Origin of the sequence: Saccharomonospora glauca K62, assembly GCF_000243395.2 — a bacterium.
In the GTDB taxonomy this organism is placed as follows: Bacteria; Actinomycetota; Actinomycetes; order Mycobacteriales; family Pseudonocardiaceae; genus Saccharomonospora; species Saccharomonospora glauca.
Map to the genome: position 1 here is coordinate 4,454,338 of NZ_CM001484.1, position 21,015 is coordinate 4,475,352.

Sequence of the window (21,015 nt, forward strand, 5' to 3'; positions counted from 1 at the left end):
AGGTGACGGGGAACCGAATCTCACCCGAACACCCGAGGATTTCGCCACGACCCTGCCCCCGAAAGGGGGATGACGCGTGGTTTGTACCGTTCAATACCATCCATTGGTGTGATCCACACTACATCTGGGTTTGGATGTAACACCGCCGAATGTGGTGCCGATAGAACCGATGACCCCGTGATGCTGGCGGACCCCCGACCTGGCAGCATCACGGGGTTTCCAATCTCTCCCGCAAGCCGGAGGGCCTTGTCGGTCCGAACCTCTCGCGAACCATGCACCGCCCCCGAGCCACCCACCGGGAAGTGGTGCCAACATTGAGTGTTCTCACGCTTCGCTCGGTAGGGTCTTCTCGATGTCCAGACAGGGGTTAGCGCTAGCAGGGGCCACGCTGCTGGTCGCCGTGACGGTGACGGCGTGCGTCACCGAGGTCGAGGGCACGGCGGCGGCACCCACCACACACGCCGTGACGGGCAACACCGGCCCGGCCACCACCAGCCGACCCTCCTCCCCTCCCGAGGAGAAGGCTCCGGACGAGACCTCCGTGGCGGCTCCGGGCCAATGCATCGACGGTGACGAACCCGCTCCCGTCGACTGCGACAAGCCCCACACCGTGGAGATCACCGCGGCGGGCACGTTCGGCGGCGCGATGGCTGAGGAGCCCCCCGAACGCGACGAGGTCTTCGCCGCCGTGTTTCCCTCCTGTCGCAAGGAGGCGGCCGACTACCTCGGCAGCGACGACTACGACCTCACCACCCTCTCCGCCTGGTTGGTGTGGGCGGGCAAGGAAGCCTGGGCCCGTGGCGAGCGCTGGTACCGCTGCGGCGTCGTCGAACTCGACAAGACCGACGTGGCCAAGCGGCGGACCGGCTCCATCCGCAACGCACTGCGCGGCGACGGCGTGCACGCCTACCGCTTCTGCTCGCTCACCGCGCCGTCGGAGAAGCCCCCCACGCTGACGACCTGCGATCGACCGCATCGCGGCGAGGCCGTGGCCCTGGTGCCGATGGGCGAACACACCGAGCCGCTGCCCGACGAGAAGGAGTTCGAGGCCGCCGCGAAGGACGCGTGCGAGGGCGCCGTGATCGACTACCTCGGCGCACGACGCGGCGACGTGAAGCTGGCATGGCGCTGGCCCGACGAATCCGCGTGGCGCCTGGGGTTCAACAACCTGACCTGCTACCTGGAGACCGAGACCCCCGTCACCACGTCGCTGCGGGCCATCGGAAACAGCCCACTGCCCAGATAGGACACAAGCAGAACAAGATCGCGCATGCGGGCTTTTCCGGGGGCCAGTCGCCGGTTTAGCGTGCTCGCATGTCGAATGACACGCGTCCCGACGAGGTGGCCGACCACGTACCCCTGAACTGGCGGGAACGCCTGCGCCACATTGGACCGGGCATCATGGCGGCCGCGACCGGAGTCGGCGCGGGGGACCTGGTGGCCACGATGGTGGCGGGCTCCCGCTACGGCTACACACTGCTGTGGGCGGTCATCCTGGGCACCGTCTTCAAACTCGCGCTCGGGGAGGCCGTCGGTCGCTGGCACCTCGCCTCCGGACAGACACTGCTGGCGGGCTGGCGCACCCTGGGTAGGTGGGTGCTCGTCTACTTCGGCGCCTACGCCGTCGTCTGGGGTTTCGTCTACGGGGCCACGGCGATGTCGGCCTCGGGGCTACCGCTGAACGCCCTCATGCCGGGACTGTCGGTGCGGTACTGGGCGATGATCTGCGGGGTGCTCGGCTTCGTACTCGTGTGGTTCGGGCGTTACGCCGTCATCGAGAAGATCATGACGGTGCTCGTGGGCGTCATGTTCGTGACGGTTGTGGGCACGGCGGTGCTCGTGGCACCGAACCTGTTCGACGCGAGCAAGGGCCTGGTGCCCTCCCTGCCCGACGGCTCCCTGGTGTACGTCCTCGGCCTGATCGGCGGTGTCGGTGGCACCATCACGATGGCCGCGTACGGCTACTGGACCATCGCCAAGGGATGGCACTCACCGCGTTGGCTGTCGATGATGCGCCTCGACAACACGGTCGGCTACATCACCACCGGCGTGTTCGTGGTCGCCATGCTCGTCGTCGGCTCGGAGCTGCTGCTCCACCAGGACGTCGTGTCCGGTGACGAAGGGCTGCTCGTGCTGGGGGACGCGCTCGCCGAGGACTACGGGCAGTGGGCCCGCATTCCCTTCCTCATCGGCTTCTTCTCCGTTTCGTTCACCTCACTGATCGGGGTGTGGAACGGCGTGAGCCTGCTGTTCGCCGACTGGTGGCGCACGTGGCGGCTGCCCCGTTACGTCAAGGGGGAAGCCGAGGCCGACCTCGACGACTACGAGCGCAAGGCCGGCGAGCGTAGCCCCGTGTTCCGCGGCTACCTGGTGTGGTTGACCTTCCCGCCGATGGCGTTGCTGTTCTTCGATCGACCGTTCCAGTTGACCGTGGCCTACGGGGCCCTCGGCGCGTTGTTCATGCCGTTCCTCGCCGGCACTCTGCTGGTACTGCTGAATTCCAAGCGCGTGGCACCGGAGGGCAGGTCCCGGTGGGTGTCGAACACCCTGCTGGCCGTGTGCCTCGCCCTGTTCGCCTACCTGGCCGTGAACGAGCTCGTCGGGTTGTTCGACTGAGCGGTCCGCCGGTCAGCGCAGCCGGTCGAACACGGCGGCGAAGTCGGTCATGGCGTTGTCCAGCACGGTGAAGTAGGTGATTCCGTACCTCGCGCGGTGGGCACGCACCTGTTCGGCGATCTCGTCGAGCGTGCCCACCAGCAGGTACGGCACCTGCCCGAGCGTGTCGGCCGGGATGTCGAAGAACTCACGGGAGAGCTTCTCCAACGCCGCCGCCCGGTCGTCGGTCACCACGACCCGCTGCACGAGCAGGTTGAACTCCAGCTCGTCGGCCCGGTCGCCCGCCTCCTTGCGCACGAACGCGACTCGCTCGTCCATCTCCTCGGCGTTCGCGACGACCAATCCGGAAGGCGTGTAGGAGTGGCCGGTGAACCCGACGATGTCGGCTTCTCGCGCGGCGAGCCGCAACATGCGGTCCCCGTGTCCGCCCAGTAACAGCGGCGGCGTGGGGCGCTGTGCGGGAGCGGGCTCCAACTCGTCGAAGGCCCGGCGAAGCTCGGCGATGGTGTGCTTGAGGTGGTCGATCCTTTTGCCCGGAGTCGGGAACGGGATTCCCGCCCTGTCGAACTCCGACTCGACGTAGCCGGTGCCGAGCCCCAGGTCCAGCCTGCCGTCAACGAGCCGGTCGGTGCTCGCGACGTCACGGGCCAACAGCACGGGGTTGTAGAAGGCCGTGTTGAGGACGAAGGTGCCGAGGCGCACCCGGCTGGTGGCCCGCGCGGCGGCGACCAGCGAGGGGAAGGGCGCGGGAAAGCCCAGGTGGTCGGGAATGCACACGACGTCGTAACCGAGTCGCTCGGCCTCACGGACCTTGGCGGTCAGCTCCTCGTGCGAGGTGAACCCCAGCAGGTTCACTCCGAAACGGAACGGGGCCTGCTCGTTGTCTGCCACACGAGCACAGTAGAGGACCGGAAACGGCCGGGAGGCCACCTTCGCGATCAGCGAACGGTGGCCTCCCGGATCGTCCTCACGCGACTTCAGCCGAGTCGCTGCTTCAGCGTTTCCAGCTCGTCGAGCAGAGCGGACGGGATCCTGTCCCGACCGATCTTGTCGAACCACTCCTCAATGAGCGGGATCTCCTGTCGCCACTCCTCGGGGTCGACCTCCAGCGCGGCCTGGATGTCCTCCAGCGGCTGGTCCAACCCGTCGAGGTCGAGATCGGTGGCCTTCGGCACGAAGCCCACCGGGGTCTCGACGGCCGAGGCCTTGCCCTCGATCCGCTCGATGACCCACTTCAGCACACGCGAGTTCTCGGAGAAGCCCGGCCACAGGAACCGGCGGTCGTCACCGCGACGGAACCAGTTGACGTAGAAGATCTTGGGAAGCTGCGCGTTCTCGGCGTGCTTGTCGATCTCCAGCCAGTGCCGGAAGTAGTCACCGACGTGGTAGCCGAGGAACGGCAGCATGGCCATCGGGTCGCGCCGCACCTCGCCGACCTTGCCCGCCGCCGCGGCCGTCTTCTCCGACGACATCGTGGCACCCAGGAACACGCCGTGCTGCCAGTCGCGGGCCTCGTTCACCAGCGGCACCGTAGTCGCACGACGACCACCGAACAGGATCGCCGAGATCGGCACGCCCTTCGGGTCGTTCCACTCCGGAGCGAGGATCGGGCACTGCGACATCGGCGTGCAGTAGCGCGAGTTCGGGTGCGCGGCGGGCTCACCGGCCTCGCCGTCGGCGGGCGTCCAGTCCTTGCCCTTCCACGAGGTCAGGTGCTCGGGCTTGGAGGACATCCCCTCCCACCACACGTCGCCGTCGTCGGTCAGGGCCACGTTGGTGAACACCGTGTTGCCCTGCTCGATGGTCTTCATGGCGTTCGGGTTGGTGTGGTTGTCGGTCCCCGGAGCGACGCCGAAGAACCCGAACTCGGGGTTGATGGCGTAGAGCCTGCCGTCCTCGCCGAACCGCATCCACGCGATGTCGTCACCGAGCGTCTCGGCACGCCAGCCGGGGATGGTGGGTTGGAGCATCGCCAGGTTGGTCTTGCCGCAGGCGCTGGGGAACGCCGCCGCGATGTAGTACGCCTTGTTCTCCGGGGAGATCAGCTTGAGGATCAGCATGTGCTCGGCCAGCCAGCCCTCGTCGCGGGCCATCACCGAGGCGATGCGCAGCGAGTAGCACTTCTTGCCGAGCAGCGAGTTGCCGCCGTAGCCGGAGCCGTAGCTCCAGATCGTGCGGGTTTCGGGGAAGTGGCTGATGTACTTCGTCTCGTTGCAGGGCCAGGGCACGTCCTTCTCGCCCGGCTCCAACGGCTTGCCCACCGAGTGCAACGCGGGCACGAACTCACGCTCGGTGCCGTCGGGGGCGATGAACTTGTCCAGCGCTGCCTTGCCCATCCGCGTCATGATCCGCATCGAGGCCACCACGTAGGCGAAGTCGGTGATCTCGATGCCGAGCTTCGGATCGTCGGCGTCGAGCGGACCCATGCAGAACGGGATGACGTACATCGTGCGACCACGCATGCAGCCCCGGTAGAGCTCGGTCATGGTCGCCTTCATCTCGTTCGGGTCCACCCAGTTGTTGGTGGGCCCGGCGTCGGCCTCACGTTCGGAGCAGATGAACGTCCGCTCCTCGACGCGCGCGACGTCGCTGGGGTCGGAAGCCGCCCAGTACGAGTTGGGCTTGGCCTTCAACGGCACGAAGGTTCCGGCCTTGACGAGCTCGGCGTTGATGCGCTCGGCCTCTTCGTCGGAGCCGTCCACCCACACGACCCGATCGGGCGTGGTGAGTTCGGCGACCTCCCGCACCCAGGAGAGCACGCCGCTGTGTGTCGTTGGTGCCTTCTCAAGACCGGGGATGGCTACTGCAGTCATCTCTACTCCTGTCTTCGACGACAAAAGCCCACACTCCGAACGCAGCTCGCGCGTCCGGATGCGGGCTCCGTTGCCGGCGACCGAATTGGCTCAAAGCGCACCGACGAGCGGTGTGCTGGCATTGGGATGCCCCGAGAGTAGCGGTCTGACACGGAAGAACAGTGCTCCGGAAGAGTCGGTTCTCTCACAGGAACGATAAGGTGATCGATTCAGTTTCCGCTGAATCGCGCAAGTGTGAAAGATGTTCCGGAAGCTCGGTAAAACGGAAAAAGGCTCGACGCGTATCGCGTCGAGCCTTCCGGAATCTCCTTATTCGCCGCTTTTGGAGTGGAATCAGTTCTGGCTGATCCACTGCCCCGTGGTCGCGTCGATGCGAGCCACGCCCTCCAACGGCTGGGAGACGGCCCACTCGCTGTCGGTGCTCGTCGCACCGGTCGGGCTGGCGCTGTCGACTTCGACCCACTCTCCGTCCCCGGAGTGCTCGTAGGTCACCGCGTTGCCCTGACTGTCGATCTCCGTCGCGACGTCGGCCTCGCCGTCGCCGTCCACGTCGGTGAACGCCAGCGTGGTGCCGTCGTCGGTGGTGACCACTGCGGTGTCGTTCACGCCGTCGTGGTCGGTGTCCACCGTGGCGGGCCCCACCTCCAGATCCTCATCGCCCAGATCCGCCGTGATCACGCCGCCCATGCCGGTCTGTGTCTCGGCACTGTCGTCCCCGACGGAGACGCCTCCCGAGATGTCGACCCACTCGCCGGTCGACTCGTCGTACTCGGCGGCGGCCACGACGTCCCCTTGCGCGTCCACCGCGAGGTACCCGTCGGCGTCGCCGTCGCCGTCTTCGTCGATGAACGCCTGCGCCGAGCCGTCCTCGTGCTCGATGACGGCGGTGTCGGCGACACCGTCCCCGTCGATGTCTAAGTTGATCTCCGCCGAGTACTCCTCGCCCCCAACGGTGATCAGCAGGTCGTCGGACGTCTCCTCGGGGCCCGCGGCCCCGGCCCCAGTACCATCGTCAGCCCACACTGGCGTTACTCCCCCTCCGGTCAGGGCACGGCTTTCTCGCTGTTCGCTTGTTAAGACTCACCGTAGGCACATTCGGTTCCCGAACCAAGGGCGTGGCGTTTCCGTGGCAGCTCCCTGCCCCGCTCAGCTCTGCCGCGGTCGATCACGCAACGCCCTGATACGGCGGAGGAAACCCTCGGCCTGCTGGATGCCCTCCCGGACCTCCTTGGCCCGGCGCGACACCTGGGCCAGCTTCCGCGCCCGCTCCTTCTCGTCCAGCTTGATCGTGGCGTCGAGTTCCTTCAGCTCGGCCTCGATGGCCTCGATCCGCCTGCTCAGCGCGTCGTCCAGCGCGAGAGCGAGTTGCTGTTCGGCCTCGATGAGCTGCTCGGCGACGAGTTGGTCGAGCGTCGAGCGAGCCTCCGCGATCGACTCGATGAGCCACTGCTTGGCGTGCTGCTTGTCCGCGGCGTGGCGGCGGGTGCGCGCCATCCACCATCCCGCGCCCAGCCCGATGGCGATCGTGGCCGGGAGCACCACGGGGGTGAACAGAGCCGCGCTGAGGAAGGGAGCCGCGACCAGCTTGGCCGCGCCCGCACCCCCGGACACCCCCATGAACACGAGCAGCTTGTCCTCGGCCGTGGGCGGTCGCTTGTCCGGCGGCCGGAGCGTCACCGAAGGCCCCGTCCCACGCGCGAGCTGGCCCCGGATCACGGCGAGTTCCTCGGGCGAGAACAGATCGGCCAACACGGCCTCGGCGACCTGGTTGACCCGCTGCGCGAGCAGTCCCGACACCTGTTGCGACATCGCCTGCAACGAGGCGTCGACCTGTTGGGGAAGCGCGGCCAGTTCCTCGCGGTTCGCCGCGTCGATGCGCTGCCGGAAGTGTGCCTGCGCCTCCCGCATCTGCCTGCTGACCTCGTGGCCCAGGTCCACGCGAGCGCGCTGCACCTCGCCACGCATCCGAAGCTGCCACCCCTTCGTGGAGGAGCGTCGTTCGGAGACGAGTTGGTCGCGGCGCTCGCGCAGCTTGGTGGCCTCCGACTCACCGGAGGTCAGCGCCCGCTCCCGCGCGGCCAACTTCGCCTGCTGCTCGCCCAGCGCACTCGCCAGCGCCCGCAGCGTGTTCGCCTCGCCCAGCATGGCCGACCGCCCCACCAGCAGCTCCTGCAACGCGGTCTGCAACTCGGCGATCCCCGACTTCTCCCGCAACATGGCCGCGGCCTGCTCGTTCGGCGCCTTGGCCGCCATCTCGAACATCCGTGCCGACACCGGGTGGAACGGCGACTCCGCGAACCTCGGCGCGTGCTCGGCGAGCAGCTTCCGGTCGGCGTCGAGGATCTGTCGCCAGCCCCGGAACTGGTCGGTCTTCGACAACGCGAAGACCACGGTCTCGACGCGTTCGGCCATCGTCGACAGGAAGTTCAGCTCCGGCGACGTGAACGGAGCCGAGGCGTCGACCACGAACAGCAACGCGGTGGCTCCCGCCGCCGCCTCCATGGCGAGTTCGCCGTGGGCGGAGTCGAGCCCGCCGACACCCGGCGTGTCCACCACGCTGATGCGCTCCAGCAGCGGAACCGGGCCGCTCACCTCGACGTAGCGGGGCGGAAGCTGCCCTTCCGGCAGCTCGTGGCGCGCGCACACCCAGCGGGGGAGTTCGTCGAGTCCGAACTCGACCGGCGCCAGCTGTCCCGGATAGCACGCCTTCGCCCGCCATTCGGCGGCATGTTCGAACACCAGGTAGGTGGCCGTGGCGACCTCGGCCTCCACCGGCGACAGCCCCGGCTGCGCCAACAGGGCGTTGACCAACGAGCTCTTGCCCCGGTTGGTCTCGCCGACCACCACGACCGACGGCTTCTCCGTTCTCGCGCCGCGCTGGTCCTCGACCCACTTGGCCGCCCGGGGGTCGAGGTCTCGTAACAGCGCGAGCAGAGACTCGCGTGCCTTCTTCACCTGCGCCGGCAGGCTCGGTTTGCCGATCGAGGGTGCCGTGCTCACGAGCCGAGACCTTATCGTGGCACCGCCCCGGCCCGTGGCGAAACCGTCAGCGCCGCGTGTACACGGTGACGACCGGCGCTCTCAGCAGCCGGTCATGATCGACGAAACCCACCACCTCCGTCTCCGCGACGGTGCCTTCGAGGGCCGCGTCGTCGGTCGGCACGGCACCTCCCGCCTCGTGCACGGAAGGGTCGAAACGCTGGCCGTCGGGTCGCATGGCATGAACTCCGACGCCGGCGAGCCCCTGCTCGATGCGTTCGGCGACCCCGCCGCTGCGGGCCCGGTCCATCGCGTAGAGGCAGAGCTGGATGAGGGCATGACGATCAGCGAGCGCCTGTTCGTGGTCGATCGGCGCGGAAGTTACTCCCACGGGTTCCACGCCGGACTTCGACGCGACGGGCCGTGGCATGGTTCCCGATGTCCCGCTGTCGGAGCAACGGTGCGCGGGAAGCGGGATGCGCCCCGTGGGGGTGTCCTCGTCGAGTGGGTCGGCCGGGACGTGCGAACCATCGCCGTGGGCCGTCGTGTCGGCGCTCACCGGGCCTCCCCGGAAGCCTTCAGTTGTTGCCAGATCAGGAAGTAGGCCCGGTGGACCACGTGCGCGACGCGGCTCTGCGCCGGTGTCGCGCCGAACGAGGCGAACGAACGCCACCAGCCGGCCCGCTCCAACGCATACGTCGCCAGCTCGGCCGGGGACCCGCCGGGCTTGCCGAGCTGCGCCGCGATGTCGGCGTTGCTGCCCACCCGCAGCACTTCCTCCACGAGGTCCTCGGGCATCTCCACGGCCCCCGACGTCACCAGCGTCAACGCCTCCAGCACACGCAACTGATGCGCCTCCGGCTTGGCGAGCAACACCTCGATGGCGTCGTGCACCCGCTGTCGTTCCGCCGCGTCACCCGCCGCGTGGGCCAACGCCGTGACCGAGGCCAGCGCCGCCGCGGCCTTGATGCCGTCCGCCCGCGCGGCGAACACCGTGTTCAACCTCGCCCGCACGGCCGCGAGCCCGGAGGCGTCGAGCAACAGTCGGCGCAGCGCGCCCGCGGTGATGTCGGGTTGCTCACGTACCGCCTCGACCGCGCGCCGGATGCCGTAGAGGTCGAGCTTCTCCAACAGCCGCGCCCGCACCCCGGCGGGAACGTCACACTCCCAGCTGGTGAACATGTCCGCCGACAGCAGCATGACGTCGAGCGCGTCGTCGTCCAGCTCCGCGAGCTGACGCAGCGCCTCGGCGTCGGCCGAGGTGAACAACCCGGCCTCCGCCGACTCGGCGATGAGGCCGATGACGGGCAGCACGTCGGCCACCCTGGGCTTCAACATGTCGGCCTGTTTCTTCGCCAGCAGCGTCGCGGCTCGCCAGACGTCTCCGTCGGAGCCCTCCACGGTCTCGGCCACGATCGTGTCGGCCTTGTTCAGTACCGCGATGGCGTTGACCGGGCCCGCCTCCCGGCTGGCCGTGGCCGCTGTGAACGCCGCGAGCGCCTGCTCGTCGTCGGCCCGCAACCCCTGCGTCATCACGTAGAGCACCGCCTCGGCACCCGCCACCGCGTTGCGCGAGGTCTCGTCGAGCTCCCCGACGTCGGAGTCCTCGTCGGAGTCGTCTCCCTTCGCGCTCTCCCGCGCGGCGCTCAACAGGTGTTCGGTGCGCTCGACCGACGCGGCGTCGAGCGAACCGAGCCCCGGCGTGTCGATCACGGTCATGTGCTGCAGGGCCGCGTTGGTGAGGTAGGCCTCGATGTGCGAGACGGTGTCGATGTCGACACCCAGCTCCGCCGGGATCATGCCGTCCGGCGCGAACGGCAGCACCTGCTTGCGGCCGTCCTTGAACACCACCTCGATGCGGTCGACGGTGCCGTACTGGAAACGCGTCACCAGGCGCGTGCACTCGCCGATGTCGGTGGGAGCCACCCTCCGTCCGATGAGGGCGTTGACGAGCGTGGACTTCCCCGACTTGATGCGGCCCGCCACGGCTACCTGCAACGGCGCGCCGAGTCGGCGCAACACCTGCGCGAACCCCGCCGCCGTTCGTGGCGACACCTGCGACTGCAACCGTCGGCACAGGTTGGCCACCGACGCCGACAGCGGCCCCGCGAGCCTGCCGCCCTGTTCCATCGCGCTCACTGCTGCCCCCTGTGTCACGAGAGCATCTTGTCACGCGACGGACGACTCAGCGGTAAGGCGAGGGGTCCACTGTGAGCGGATCACGACCGGCCTCGAAGACCTCGGCGAAGTACCGTCCGAAATCCGGCCTGCTGCCGTCGACGTCGGTGATGCCGTAGGTGCGCGCCAGGGTCCACGAGGCGAGCGTGCGCCCGGCGAACCGTTCGACCTCGGGGTCGGCCACCAGCGCGGCGACCCCACGGGCCAGGTAGTACGGCGTCTCCGACACGGCGAACTCCGGCCGCTCGTCGGTGATCGCGTCACGCCAGTTGTCCTCGGTGACGCCGAAGAGATCGAGCATCGCCTCCGAGCGGAGGAAGCCCGGCGTCACCGCCAACGCCGTGCACCCGTGCTCGGCGAGCTTCGGGGCCATCGCCCTCGCGATCGCCCGTACCCCGCACTTGACGAGGTAGTACGGCAACGCCGCGCCGTGGACGGTGTCGTCGTCGCCGTCGGTGACCTCCACGAGCAGCCCTCCGGGACGCCGCACCAGCAGTGGCAACAGCCGGTGCAACGCGATCAGGTGGGTGTCCAGCCCGTTGCGCATGAGCGTCAGGACGTCACCGAGGTCCGACTCCCAGTACGGGCTGACGTGGTCGGCGTAGCGGTCGCCGCCCCACACGTCGTCGACCAGGATGTCGAGGCTTCCCTCGGAGGCCACGTGTTCGGCGAGGGCGTCGACGTCCGACACGGACGTGAAGTCGCACCGCACGGGGATGCCACGGCCGCCCGCCGCGGTGACGAGTTCGGCGGTCTCCTCGATCGTCTCGGGCCGGGCCAGCACGGAGGGGTTGCCTCGCGTGCTCCGGCCCGCGACGAACACGGTGGCGCCCGCACGCCCGAGCTCGACCGCGATCGCGCGCCCGCATCCCCTGGTCGCGCCGGTGACCACCGCCACCTTGCCGTCCAGAGCGGCATTCGAACCGCTCGCCGTGGTCATTCCCACCAACTCCTCGTGATCGCGTCGATGTCTCGGTTCAAGCGCGTGACCAGGTCGCCACGAGGCCGGATCGACCAGTCGATCGCGGCGCCGTTCGCCACGGCCAGCAACACCCGTGCCGCGTGGTCGGGGTCCGGACCTCTCCGGTGCGTCGCGTCCTCCGTGGCTCTACGGAGCACGTCGCGCAGCGCGTCCTCGACGACGGCGTAGTGCCGGGCGAGCAGTTCCCGCAGGGCCGGGTCGGCCAGGTCCACTCCCAACTGGGCCAGGTGGTTGGCCGCCGAGGTGGCGTCGCCGAGCCCCGAGTACAACGCCACGAGCGCCGCGCGGGCCGCCTCCCGTGGGGTGGACGCCGCCTCGGCCGCCTCCCGCAGCAGGTCGGTCACCCGCTCGGTGGCCCTGGTGCTCAACGCCACCAGCAGACCGTGCTTGGACCCGAAGTGTCCGGCCACGCTACCGACCGAGACACCGGCTCGCTCGGCGACCTTGGCCAGGGTGAAACCGGGGCCCTCCTGTGCGATGACCGCCGCGGCGGCGTCGAGCAATCGTTGCCGGTCGACTGTGCGAGGTCTGGCCACGAGCCGTTATTGAACCATCATTCAATAACTCTGGCAACCTCGTGCCCGTGCCCTCGTCACGGACACGTACGGGAAGCGGGACCGAGAACTTCAGGGTCGACTCAGGGTGATCACGGACGCCCCGACGCGATCGCTCGGGCATGCTGGAGGCATACGGGCGAGAGCAAGGAGGACTGATGATCGAGGCAGAAGGCCTCACCAAACGGTACGGAAAGACGCTCGCCGTCGACGACCTCTCCTTCAGCGTCTCGCCGGGCAAGGTCACCGGCTTCCTCGGCCCCAACGGGGCGGGGAAGTCCACGACCATGCGCATGATCCTCGGACTCGACCAGCCCACGTCAGGCCAGGTGCGCATCGCCGGCAAGCGCTACCGGGAACTTCGCCATCCACTTCGGACAGTGGGAGCACTGCTGGACGCCAAGTGGGTGCACCCCAACCGTTCGGCGCGCGCCCATCTGACCTGGATGGCGAAGTCCAACCGCATCCCTCGCCGCAGAGTCGACGAGGTGCTGGAGATCGTCGGACTCACCTCGGTGGCCGACCGCCGCGCGGGCGGGTTCTCGCTCGGGATGTCGCAGCGCCTCGGCATCGCCGCCGCACTGCTGGGCGATCCCGAGGTCCTGCTGTTCGACGAACCGGTGAACGGCCTCGACCCGGAGGGCATCCTCTGGATCCGCCGCTTCATGCAGCGACTCGCCGCGGAAGGTCGGACCGTGTTCGTCTCCAGCCACCTGCTGTCGGAGATGGCGCTGACGGCGTCCGAGCTGGTGGTCGTGGGCAAGGGCAAGCTCATCGCGCAGACCAGCACCGAGGAGTTCGTCTCACGGGCGTCCGGCTCGGCCGTGAAGGTACGCAGCCCGCAACTCGACGTGCTCGGCAAGGCATTGCGCACCGAGGGCGCCGAGCTCACCGACACCGAGGGCGGCCTGCTCGTGTCCGGCCTGACCAGCGAGCGCATCGGCGAGATCGCGTGCGAGCACAACGCGGTGCTGCACGAGCTGTCCCCGCAGCGAGGTTCGCTCGAACAAGCCTTCATGCGCATCACCGGCGACGCGGTCGAGTACCACGCCGACGCGGGATCGGACCCGGACGACGCCGCCCGCCAACTGACCACCGCCCCCTGACCGGCCAACTGACGAGGCAAGGACGATGACACTGCTCGCGGTCGAACGCATCAAGCTGCTCTCCACCCGGTCACCGTGGTGGTGCGCGGTGGCCAGCATCCTGCTGGTCGGCTCCTTCACGGCACTCGTGGTGGGCAGCGCCACGGACGACTTTCCCGTGACCGTGGCCGTCACACAGTACGGCTACCAGCTCGGACTCGCCGTGATCCTGGTTCTCGGCGCACTGGCCGTGACCACCGAGTACCGCTTCAACACCATTCGCACGACGTTCCAGGCGGTGCCCAACCGCACGGCGGTCCTGGTGGCCAAGACCGTCGTGGTGGCGGTGCTCGCGCTGCTGATCGGGGAACTCACCGCGTTCTCGTCGTGGGGCCTGTCGCTGCTGCTGGCGCCGGAGTACGACCTGGCGCTCGACAGCACCGCCGACTTCGTGAACGTCGCCGGGGTGGGCGTCGTGTTCGCGGTGGCCGCGGTGATCGCCGTGGCCGTGGGCCTGCTGGTGCGGCACAGCGCGGGAGCCATCTCGCTGCTGATGATCTACACGCTGGCCGCCGAGAGCATGGTGCGGCTCATTCCCGAGATCGGTGACGACATCTACGAGTGGCTGCCGTTCAACGTCGCGCACAAGTTCCTGACCGGCGACGGCGAGTCCAACAGCGGAGGCAGCGTCATGGGAATGCCGTTGTCCACCTCGCCGCTGTCTCCCGGTTGGGCATTGGCGTACTTCGCGGGTTTCGCCGTGGTGTTGTTGGCCGTGGCGATCATGACCACGAACAAACGGGACGCCTGAAACCGGAAGCGGAATACCGACGGTGGGTGCGACTCGGGGGTTCGCACCCACCGTCTTTTTGTGCGCCCAATGGGTTAATTACTGGTAAAATGGCTGTGAGAGCACCCACTGAATGCGGTTGGGGAAGCTGACCACACGCCATAGTGGGTACCTCGGCGTCAGGAAAAGCCCGGAGGTGCCCCTTGACGGCGACACGATTTCTTCATCTCGAACCGATGGCGGAACTCGAATGGACGGAAGCCATCGAACAAGGTTTTCACCGTACGACGGCGTCGAGTCCGGCCGAATGGCGCAACGCGTGGATTCACCGTGCCCCGGAAGCGGACGTGCTGCGACTTTACCGGGCGACGTGTGCTCGCTCGGGTCCCGTTCCCTCACCGTGGTGGTTACGGGCCCTGGCCGAGGGAAGACTTCGCTCCCGAGCCGAGGGTTTTCGATTCGAGGACCGGGTTCACGCGTTCCTGTCGGCCCGAAGGGGGTGGGAATACGTACCGTGGGGGCTCGACGGGGAATCCGGGTACTGGGAATTCCTTCCGTCCGAGAGCACCGTTTCGGGACATCGTTTTCCCACCACGATCTCGCTGACCGATCGCCATCCCGGATGGCTCGACGTGCTGCCCGCCCATCACGGTCCGCCCCCGGAGCCGGTCATGGTGGCGGGCGTCACCGAGCTGCGCGCCTCGGTCGAGGAGTTCGAGGCGCTGCGCTGAGGACCACGCCCCACGGTTATCGTGCGCTCGTGGGAAGCGAGCACCAGCCGAGACTGCGTAGCGTCGTCAGCTACGTCAAACGCGGCGGACGGATGACGGTCGGTCAACAGCGGGCCTGGGAACGCCTGTGGCCGTTGTGGGGCCGGACGGTGACCGACCTTCCGGAGGGACCGATCGACTTCGCCGAGTGGTTCGGCCGGGAAGCCCCCGTGATGTTGGAGATCGGCTCCGGCATGGGCGAGGCCACCTCGCAGTTGGCGGCGGCGGCCCCGGAGCTGAACTACGTCGCCGTGGAGGTGTACGAGGCCGGGCTCGGTCAGCTCATGCTGCGGGCCGAACAGCTCGGCGTCGAGAACCTGCGGCTGCTCCACGGGGACGCCGTCGTGCTGCTCACCGAGCACGTGGCCCCGGAGTCGCTGTCCGGGGTACGGATCTTCTACCCCGACCCGTGGCCGAAGAAGCGCCACCACAAGCGCAGGCTCATCCAGCCGCCGTTCGTGTCGCTGGTGGCGTCGCGGATGGCTCCGGGGGCGACCCTGCACCTGGCCACCGACTGGGAGGACTACGCCGAGCAGATGCTGGAGGTGTGCTCGGCCGAGCCCACCCTGCGCAACCGCTACGACGGCTGGGCACCGAGGCCGGACTTCCGCCCGGTGACGAAGTTCGAACGGCGGGCTCGCACCGAGGGCCGCGAGAGTCGCGACCTGATCTTCGAGAAGCTGCCGTGAGAAGAGCCTGACGCGGGGCCGCCCCACCGGAGGCGACCCCGCGTTACCGCATTGCGTCGTCAGTCGTCGGACAGCGGCTCGTTGCTCACCCGCTTCAGCGCGGGCACGCACACCGACGCGGCGATCAGGGCGGTGAGGGCGCCGAGCACCACGGGCGCCAGCACCCACGGTGTCACCACGGGCAACGACTGGGTGAACAACCCGGCCAGGCCTCCACCGACCACAACACCGGTCGCTCCCGCGCCCACGGTCGCCACGAGCGCGGGCATGGCGGCCTCCGTGCGCAACGCCCTGCCCAGCAACCGCACCGGGGTGCCCGCCGCCAGGAGCGCGCCGAAGGTGCGACGCCGGTCCATCACCGAGCCCGCGGTGGTGATCGCGGCGCTGCAGCCGCTCAGCAGCGCGGCGGCCAGGAGGCCGATCACAGTGACCCGGCGCAGGTCGTCGAGCTGTGCCTGCTGGGAGGCGATCATGGCGGGCACGCTCTCCACCTTCAGCCCGCTCGCCGCACCGGCGAGCGCCGTGTGGACGACATCGGCGGTCTCGGGCGTGACGGACACCGCGACGATCGACGGCTCGGTCTCCAGCCCGGCGGGCAACGCCGACGGATCGATCAGCGGCGGAATCGTGCCCCTGCTGCTCTCGGAGTCGATCACGTGGACCGGAACGCCCTCCGGGAGGTCGACGTCGGGGTCCTCGAAGTTCGACACGGCCACGCCCTCGACGAGTTCGGGCGAGTCCGTGACGGCGATCCCCGGTTCCTCACAGGCCCGTCCCATGTCGACCCGGAACAGTCGCGCGGCGGAGTCGCACTCGACGACGAAAGCCTCCTGCCCCACGCCGTCGGTCCGCAGCTCCACGGCCGCGATCCGTTCGGCGCGCTGCTCGACGCCGTACCGGGCGAGCGCCGCGTCCGTGCGCTCGGCCACCACGGCGGCCTTGGAGTCGGCGTACACGTACAGCACCGAGTCCCGGAACGGCGACGACGACCCGGCGAGGCTTTCGAGCGAGGGCAGCACCGTCAGCGCCATCGACCCGGTGAACACCGCCAACACCACCCCGGCCGACGACCGGAAGGCCCCCTTCGGGTCGTGCCGCAGCCTGCGCCCCGCCATGAGCATCGACGGCTTGCGCCAGACGCGGGAGAACAACGCCCCGAACGTCGCCGTGAGGTACGGCCCGATGACTATCCACGAGGCGACGACCAGCCCCATCGCACCGAGCAACAGCAAAAGTCCGAGCTGGCTGCTCATGTTGCGCAGGAGCACGAAGAACACCGTCCCGGCGACGGGCAACGCCAGCAGCCGGAGCCAGTGCGGCCGCCGGGGGCGCTCGCTACGGGCGGCACCCCACGGGCTGCGTACCACCCGCCAGGTCCCGACGACGGCGGCCGCCAGCACCAACAGCGGAACCGTCACGACCACGGCGAGGGTCAGAGCGGGCGAGGTGACGAAGTCGCTCGCCTGCCAGGTTCCCCCCTCCCACTCCACGTGGGACGCCGCCCAGCGGGCCAACGGGCTCACGGCCCAGCCCAGCAGCGCGCCCCCGACCGCGGCGATCGCGTTCTCGCCCGCCACCGCGGCCACCACCTGACGCGGTGTCGCGCCCGCCAGCCGCAACGCCGCGAGACGCTGTTCCCGGCGCGCGGCGGTGAGCCGGGAGGCGGAGGCCACCAGCACGAGACTCGGGATCATGAGCACCACCACGCCCACGCCGGCGAGGAGGTCCAGGGTCGGGTTCCACACCGTGCCCGCCTCGGCGAAGCCGTTGACCGGCAGGGCCACGTTCTCCAGCTCGCTCGGGGTGTGCCCCACGAGCACGGCGAGCTGGTCGGGATGCGTCAACGCCTCGGTGCCGAGTGTCCCGACGACCTCCCCCGGAAAACGGTCGGCGAGCTCCGATGCGGGCAGGTCACCGCTGAGCCGGCGCAGCGCGGGCGACATGAGGACCTCTCCGGGAGCGGGGAAGCGCTCGACGCCGGGCGGCAGCTCGATCGCGGAAGGGTCGCCGTGCGCGGCGACGTCGATCCGAGTGATCGTGCGGTCGTCGTAGTGGTCCTCGACGACCATCAAGGACATCGCCGCCTCATCGCCGTTCTCCACGAAGTCGGCGGCGCCCAACTCCTGCCAGGCGGCCCGGTCGACGCGGGCCTGCGCGGCTCCCGGCAGTGAGACGAGGAGGAGCATCAACCCGGTGGCGACCGCGACCCCCGCCCCCATGAGGATCGCCGACGTTCTCGTGCGCCGATCGCGGCGCAAGACCCGCAGCGCGATACGGAACGCGATCACAACTGCACCTTGCCGTCACGCATGGACACCATCCGCGGCATCGACGCGGCGAGGTCACGGTCGTGGGTCACCACGACCACCGCCGCGTTGGTGGCGGAGGCCGCGGCGAGCAGTGCCTGCATGGTCTCCGCCCCGGTGCGGGTGTCGAGCGCCCCGGTGGGTTCGTCCGCGAAGATCACGCTCGGCCGGTGTCCGAGCGCCCTCGCGATGGCCACGCGCTGGGCCTCACCCCCGGACAGCTGCCCCGGCAGCCGTTCCTCGGCGCCCGCGAGCCCGAGCTTGCCGAGCCACTCCCGCGCCGTGGCCATCGCCTCCGACCGGGACGCACCGCCGAGCAGCAACGGCAACGCCGCGTTCTCCTGGGCCGTCAGCTCGGCCACGAGCATGCCCGACTGGAAGACGAACCCGAACTCCTTGCGGCGCAGTTCGCTGCGCGGGGCCTCGCCGAGCTGGTCGATGCGACGTCCCCCGAGAAACACCTCACCGGAGTCGGCGGGCAGGATGCCCGCGAGCACGTGCAGCAGCGTGCTCTTGCCCGACCCCGACGGTCCGACGATCGCCACGGCGTCTCCCGCGTTGATCTGGATGTTCGCTCCGTCGAGAGCACGCTGGGTACCGTAGGTCTTGGTCAGTCCCCGGCCCACGAGGACGGGCCCGGCGCCGCCCTGCCCACCGAGCGGCTGAATCGTCTGTGTCTCCGAACGCATACCGGGAGCCTCCCGCGCGGCGAGCCTTCCCCACCTCGGGCGAACGGGCGGAAGCGGGGCCGCTGCCTCGGCCGATCGACCGAGGCAGAGATGACCGAATGGCCGCGCTGGGACACACCCCGACTGCTCTACCGTCGTGTCGTGCCCACCCGGTCCTTCCGCGAACGCGTCATGCAGCCCGTCCGCGACTTCGTCGCGTCCCACTTCAGACAGATCGGGCTTCCCGGCATCGTGCTGCTGGCCGCGGTGCTCTGCGACGTTTCCATCATTGTCAAGTCTTCTGTGGACGAACTAGGTCCCACGGGCATCGACCTGCTGTTGCTTCCGGGGATCGTGGCGCTGGCGGCGTGTGCCGTGTGGTCGTACCGCGACCCGCTGCCGGCCGGGCTCACCGGCTCCGTTGTGTTGCTGACCTCCACCGCCCTGACCGTCGTCGTGGGCGTTCCCTCGTACACGGCACTGCTGGAGAAGATCACCTTCGGCGAGACGGTGGCGGGAGTCCAGCTCGTGTACTACGCGGTGTCGAAGCTTCGTCCGTGCCGGGCGGTGTTCGTCACCGTCGTGCTGATGTTCGCCGCGGTCGTCTCCTCCGGCCTGCGATCGGGGCTTTGGGGGAGCTCCGAGAACTTGCTGGCGACCGCCTTCGGAGGCACCGCGCTGCTCATCCTGACCGTGCTCGCGGGCGCCTACAACCGCAGGGAACGAGCTCCCAGCCGCGAGCACAACGAACTCGTGGCGTTCCTGCGCCGCCGGTGGCCGCTGGTCACCCTGCTGACGGTCCTGCTGTTCGTGGAACTCTCCTACGTCGAGCCGCCACCGAGCCTGGACGTCCTCGTGCTGCTGTGCAGCTGCGGGGCGGCCTTAAGCGCCCTGCTGGGATCCCGGTTCCCCTCCCAGGCGGTGGTGTACTACTGCGCGCTCATCGGAGTCTCGGGGGTTCTCTACCAGTTCACCGGGCCGCTCTACTCCACCCAGTACGGCCTCACGTCGAGTCAGATCGTCAGCGGGATGGTCCTGGTCGTACAGGTCTTCCGCCGCGAACCCACGATGCGCGCGACCTGGGTGGTCGGCCTCCAGTCCGTCACCGTCGGCTTCGTCGCCGCCCTAAACGACTCGTTCTACCTCCCCGCCCTACGGACGCCGTTCGCCCTGGCCCTGCTCGTCCTCGGCATCTGCGTGTCCATCGGCATGTACTTGAAGGCCAGGGACTCCGAGCGAAACCGGATCATCGAGACGGCCGTGGGTGATGCCCAGACCGCCGAACGCATGGCGTTGGCGAGGGAGCTGCACGACGTCGTGGCCCATCACGTGACGGGCATCGTGGTGCAGGCCCAGGCAGCGCGGATGCTCGCCGAACAGAATCCCGCCGTGGTCACCGACGCACTGGCGCAGATCGAGCGCGCGGGCACCGACGCGATGACCGCCATGCGACGGTTGGTGCGCAGCATGCGCGGCGACGCCCCCGCCGGTGCCAGCGAGTTCAGCGAACAGGCCACCACCGACCTCGCCGCGGACCTCCGCCGGCTGGTCGAGACCGGAAACCACGGGGTTCCCACCGAACTCACCGTCGACGTGCCCCGCGACCTCCCACCCGAGGTGGCGCGCTCGGCGCTGCGCCTGGTGCAGGAGTCGCTGACGAACGTCGGCAAGCACGCCAAGAACGCGAGCAAGGCGATCGTCGTCGTCGAGACGACGGACGGCGAGCTCCACATCCGGGTCAGCGACGACGGCACCGGAAGCCCGGAGAGGCCCCGAGCGAAACGGCCGTCCGACGACTCCGGATACGGTCTGGTCGGCATGCGGGAACGGGTCGACCTCCTGCGCGGCCGGTTGTCGGCGGGGCCGTCCCCGGAAGGCGGCTGGCTCGTGGAGGCGTGGCTCCCCCTGACGATAACCGGAAAGGACGGCGAGTGATCCGGGTACTGATCGCCGACGACCAGGACATGGTGCGCGCGGGCTTTCGAATGATCCTCGGGGCGCAGTCGGACATCGAGGTCGTGGCCGATGTCAGCGACGGGGTGGAAGCCGTGAGGCAGGCACGGGAACTTCGGCCGGACGTGTGCCTGCTCGACATCCGGATGCCGGGGCTCGACGGCCTCGAAGCAACCCGGCAACTCGCGGGGCCCGACGTGGCCGACCCGCTCAAGGTCGTCGTCGTCACCACGTTCGACCTCGACGAGTACGTGCATGCGGCGCTGCAGGGCGGGGCCTCCGGGTTCCTGCTGAAGGACGCGGGACCGGCACTGTTGATCGAGGCCGTACGCGCGGCCGCACGGGGTGACGCGCTCGTGTCACCACAGGTGACGGTACGACTGCTGAAGCACTTCGGCACCAGCCCCGCGTCGAGTCGAGCCACCCCTACCGTGGAGCTGACGCCACGCGAGCTCGACGTCGTACGAGCGGCGGCGCGGGGGCTGACCAACAGCGAGATCGGCGCCGAGCTGTACCTGTCCCTGTCCACCGTGAAGACCCACCTCGCCTCGGTGCAGAACAAGCTCGGGGTCCGCAACCGCGTGGAGATCGCGGCGTGGGCGTGGCGGAACGGGATCATGGACGAGTAGTCC

General features: G+C 69.0%; 18 protein-coding genes. 8 read left to right on the forward strand and 10 right to left on the reverse strand.

Annotation, left to right across the window (positions count from 1 at the left end; all coding sequences use genetic code 11):
* Positions 1-352 precede the first annotated feature (352 nt).
* Together SACGLDRAFT_RS20900 and SACGLDRAFT_RS20905 are read left to right on the forward strand one after the other, a co-directional pair.
* Positions 353-1,246 (forward strand): septum formation family protein, encoded by an 894-nt coding sequence (locus SACGLDRAFT_RS20900; RefSeq protein WP_005467028.1) that lies wholly within the window; start codon positions 353-355, stop codon positions 1,244-1,246.
* A 68-nt stretch (positions 1,247-1,314) separates the two neighbouring features.
* Positions 1,315-2,616: an Nramp family divalent metal transporter gene (locus SACGLDRAFT_RS20905; RefSeq protein WP_005467031.1), complete on the forward strand. Its 1,302-nt coding sequence runs from the start codon at positions 1,315-1,317 to the stop codon at positions 2,614-2,616.
* 12 nt (positions 2,617-2,628) lie between these two features.
* On the opposite strand, the gene SACGLDRAFT_RS20910 is transcribed toward SACGLDRAFT_RS20905, so the two are convergent.
* The 8 genes from SACGLDRAFT_RS20910 to SACGLDRAFT_RS20945 all read right to left on the reverse strand — a co-directional run bounded on the left by SACGLDRAFT_RS20910 (position 2,629) and on the right by SACGLDRAFT_RS20945 (position 12,104).
* Positions 2,629-3,507, reverse strand: a complete 879-nt coding sequence (locus SACGLDRAFT_RS20910) for an LLM class F420-dependent oxidoreductase (protein WP_040920244.1) — start codon at positions 3,505-3,507, stop codon at positions 2,629-2,631.
* Between the two features lie 86 nt (positions 3,508-3,593).
* The gene (locus SACGLDRAFT_RS20915) at positions 3,594-5,429 is read right to left on the reverse strand and encodes a phosphoenolpyruvate carboxykinase (GTP) (RefSeq protein WP_005467033.1); all 1,836 of its coding nucleotides are present in this window, start codon (positions 5,427-5,429) and stop codon (positions 3,594-3,596) included.
* 333 nt (positions 5,430-5,762) lie between these two features.
* Positions 5,763-6,452 carry a DUF6802 family protein gene (locus tag SACGLDRAFT_RS20920; protein WP_005467034.1) on the reverse strand — a complete coding sequence of 230 codons (690 nt, stop codon included), beginning with the start codon at positions 6,450-6,452 and terminating at the stop codon, positions 5,763-5,765.
* A gap of 123 nt (positions 6,453-6,575) precedes the next feature.
* On the reverse strand, positions 6,576-8,429 hold the full coding sequence (locus SACGLDRAFT_RS20925; RefSeq protein ID WP_005467035.1) for a dynamin family protein: 1,854 nt from the start codon (positions 8,427-8,429) through the stop codon (positions 6,576-6,578).
* A gap of 46 nt (positions 8,430-8,475) precedes the next feature.
* Positions 8,476-8,967, reverse strand: a complete 492-nt coding sequence (locus SACGLDRAFT_RS20930; protein WP_005467036.1) for a nucleotide exchange factor GrpE — start codon at positions 8,965-8,967, stop codon at positions 8,476-8,478.
* Positions 8,964-10,538 carry a dynamin family protein gene (locus SACGLDRAFT_RS20935; RefSeq protein ID WP_198283589.1) on the reverse strand — a complete coding sequence of 525 codons (1,575 nt, stop codon included), beginning with the start codon at positions 10,536-10,538 and terminating at the stop codon, positions 8,964-8,966. Before SACGLDRAFT_RS20935 ends, SACGLDRAFT_RS20930 begins: the two co-directional genes overlap by 4 nt.
* Before the next feature lie 55 nt (positions 10,539-10,593).
* Positions 10,594-11,526 carry an SDR family oxidoreductase gene (locus SACGLDRAFT_RS20940; protein ID WP_005467038.1) on the reverse strand — a complete coding sequence of 311 codons (933 nt, stop codon included), beginning with the start codon at positions 11,524-11,526 and terminating at the stop codon, positions 10,594-10,596.
* The gene (locus SACGLDRAFT_RS20945) at positions 11,523-12,104 is read right to left on the reverse strand and encodes a TetR/AcrR family transcriptional regulator (protein WP_005467039.1); all 582 of its coding nucleotides are present in this window, start codon (positions 12,102-12,104) and stop codon (positions 11,523-11,525) included. The genes SACGLDRAFT_RS20940 and SACGLDRAFT_RS20945 overlap by 4 nt, the downstream gene beginning before the upstream one ends.
* Positions 12,105-12,280: 176 nt before the next feature.
* On the opposite strand from SACGLDRAFT_RS20945, the gene SACGLDRAFT_RS20950 reads away from it, so the two are divergent.
* The 4 genes from SACGLDRAFT_RS20950 to trmB all read left to right on the forward strand — a co-directional run bounded on the left by SACGLDRAFT_RS20950 (position 12,281) and on the right by trmB (position 15,456).
* Positions 12,281-13,228 (forward strand): ABC transporter ATP-binding protein, encoded by a 948-nt coding sequence (locus tag SACGLDRAFT_RS20950; RefSeq protein ID WP_005467040.1) that lies wholly within the window; start codon positions 12,281-12,283, stop codon positions 13,226-13,228.
* Between the two features lie 25 nt (positions 13,229-13,253).
* A complete protein-coding gene (locus SACGLDRAFT_RS20955; RefSeq protein ID WP_005467042.1) occupies positions 13,254-14,018 on the forward strand; it encodes an ABC transporter permease in 765 nt (254 codons plus the stop codon).
* Between the two features lie 182 nt (positions 14,019-14,200).
* Positions 14,201-14,728 carry a hypothetical protein gene (locus SACGLDRAFT_RS20960; RefSeq protein ID WP_005467043.1) on the forward strand — a complete coding sequence of 176 codons (528 nt, stop codon included), beginning with the start codon at positions 14,201-14,203 and terminating at the stop codon, positions 14,726-14,728.
* 29 nt (positions 14,729-14,757) lie between these two features.
* Positions 14,758-15,456 (forward strand): tRNA (guanosine(46)-N7)-methyltransferase TrmB, encoded by a 699-nt coding sequence (trmB, locus tag SACGLDRAFT_RS20965; RefSeq protein ID WP_005467044.1) that lies wholly within the window; start codon positions 14,758-14,760, stop codon positions 15,454-15,456.
* Between the two features lie 59 nt (positions 15,457-15,515).
* On the opposite strand, the gene SACGLDRAFT_RS20970 is transcribed toward trmB, so the two are convergent.
* Together SACGLDRAFT_RS20970 and SACGLDRAFT_RS20975 are read right to left on the reverse strand one after the other, a co-directional pair.
* Positions 15,516-17,744, reverse strand: a complete 2,229-nt coding sequence (locus SACGLDRAFT_RS20970; protein ID WP_005467045.1) for an FtsX-like permease family protein — start codon at positions 17,742-17,744, stop codon at positions 15,516-15,518.
* Positions 17,741-18,451, reverse strand: a complete 711-nt coding sequence (locus tag SACGLDRAFT_RS20975) for an ABC transporter ATP-binding protein (RefSeq protein WP_005467046.1) — start codon at positions 18,449-18,451, stop codon at positions 17,741-17,743. Before SACGLDRAFT_RS20975 ends, SACGLDRAFT_RS20970 begins: the two co-directional genes overlap by 4 nt.
* Before the next feature lie 90 nt (positions 18,452-18,541).
* Between SACGLDRAFT_RS20975 and SACGLDRAFT_RS20980 the strand changes: the two genes are divergently transcribed.
* Together SACGLDRAFT_RS20980 and SACGLDRAFT_RS20985 are read left to right on the forward strand one after the other, a co-directional pair.
* Complete coding sequence (locus SACGLDRAFT_RS20980; protein WP_005467047.1) at positions 18,542-20,365, forward strand: sensor histidine kinase; 1,824 nt, start codon at positions 18,542-18,544, stop codon at positions 20,363-20,365.
* Positions 20,362-21,012, forward strand: a complete 651-nt coding sequence (locus tag SACGLDRAFT_RS20985) for a response regulator (RefSeq protein WP_005467048.1) — start codon at positions 20,362-20,364, stop codon at positions 21,010-21,012. Before SACGLDRAFT_RS20980 ends, SACGLDRAFT_RS20985 begins: the two co-directional genes overlap by 4 nt.
* Positions 21,013-21,015 lie beyond the last annotated feature (3 nt).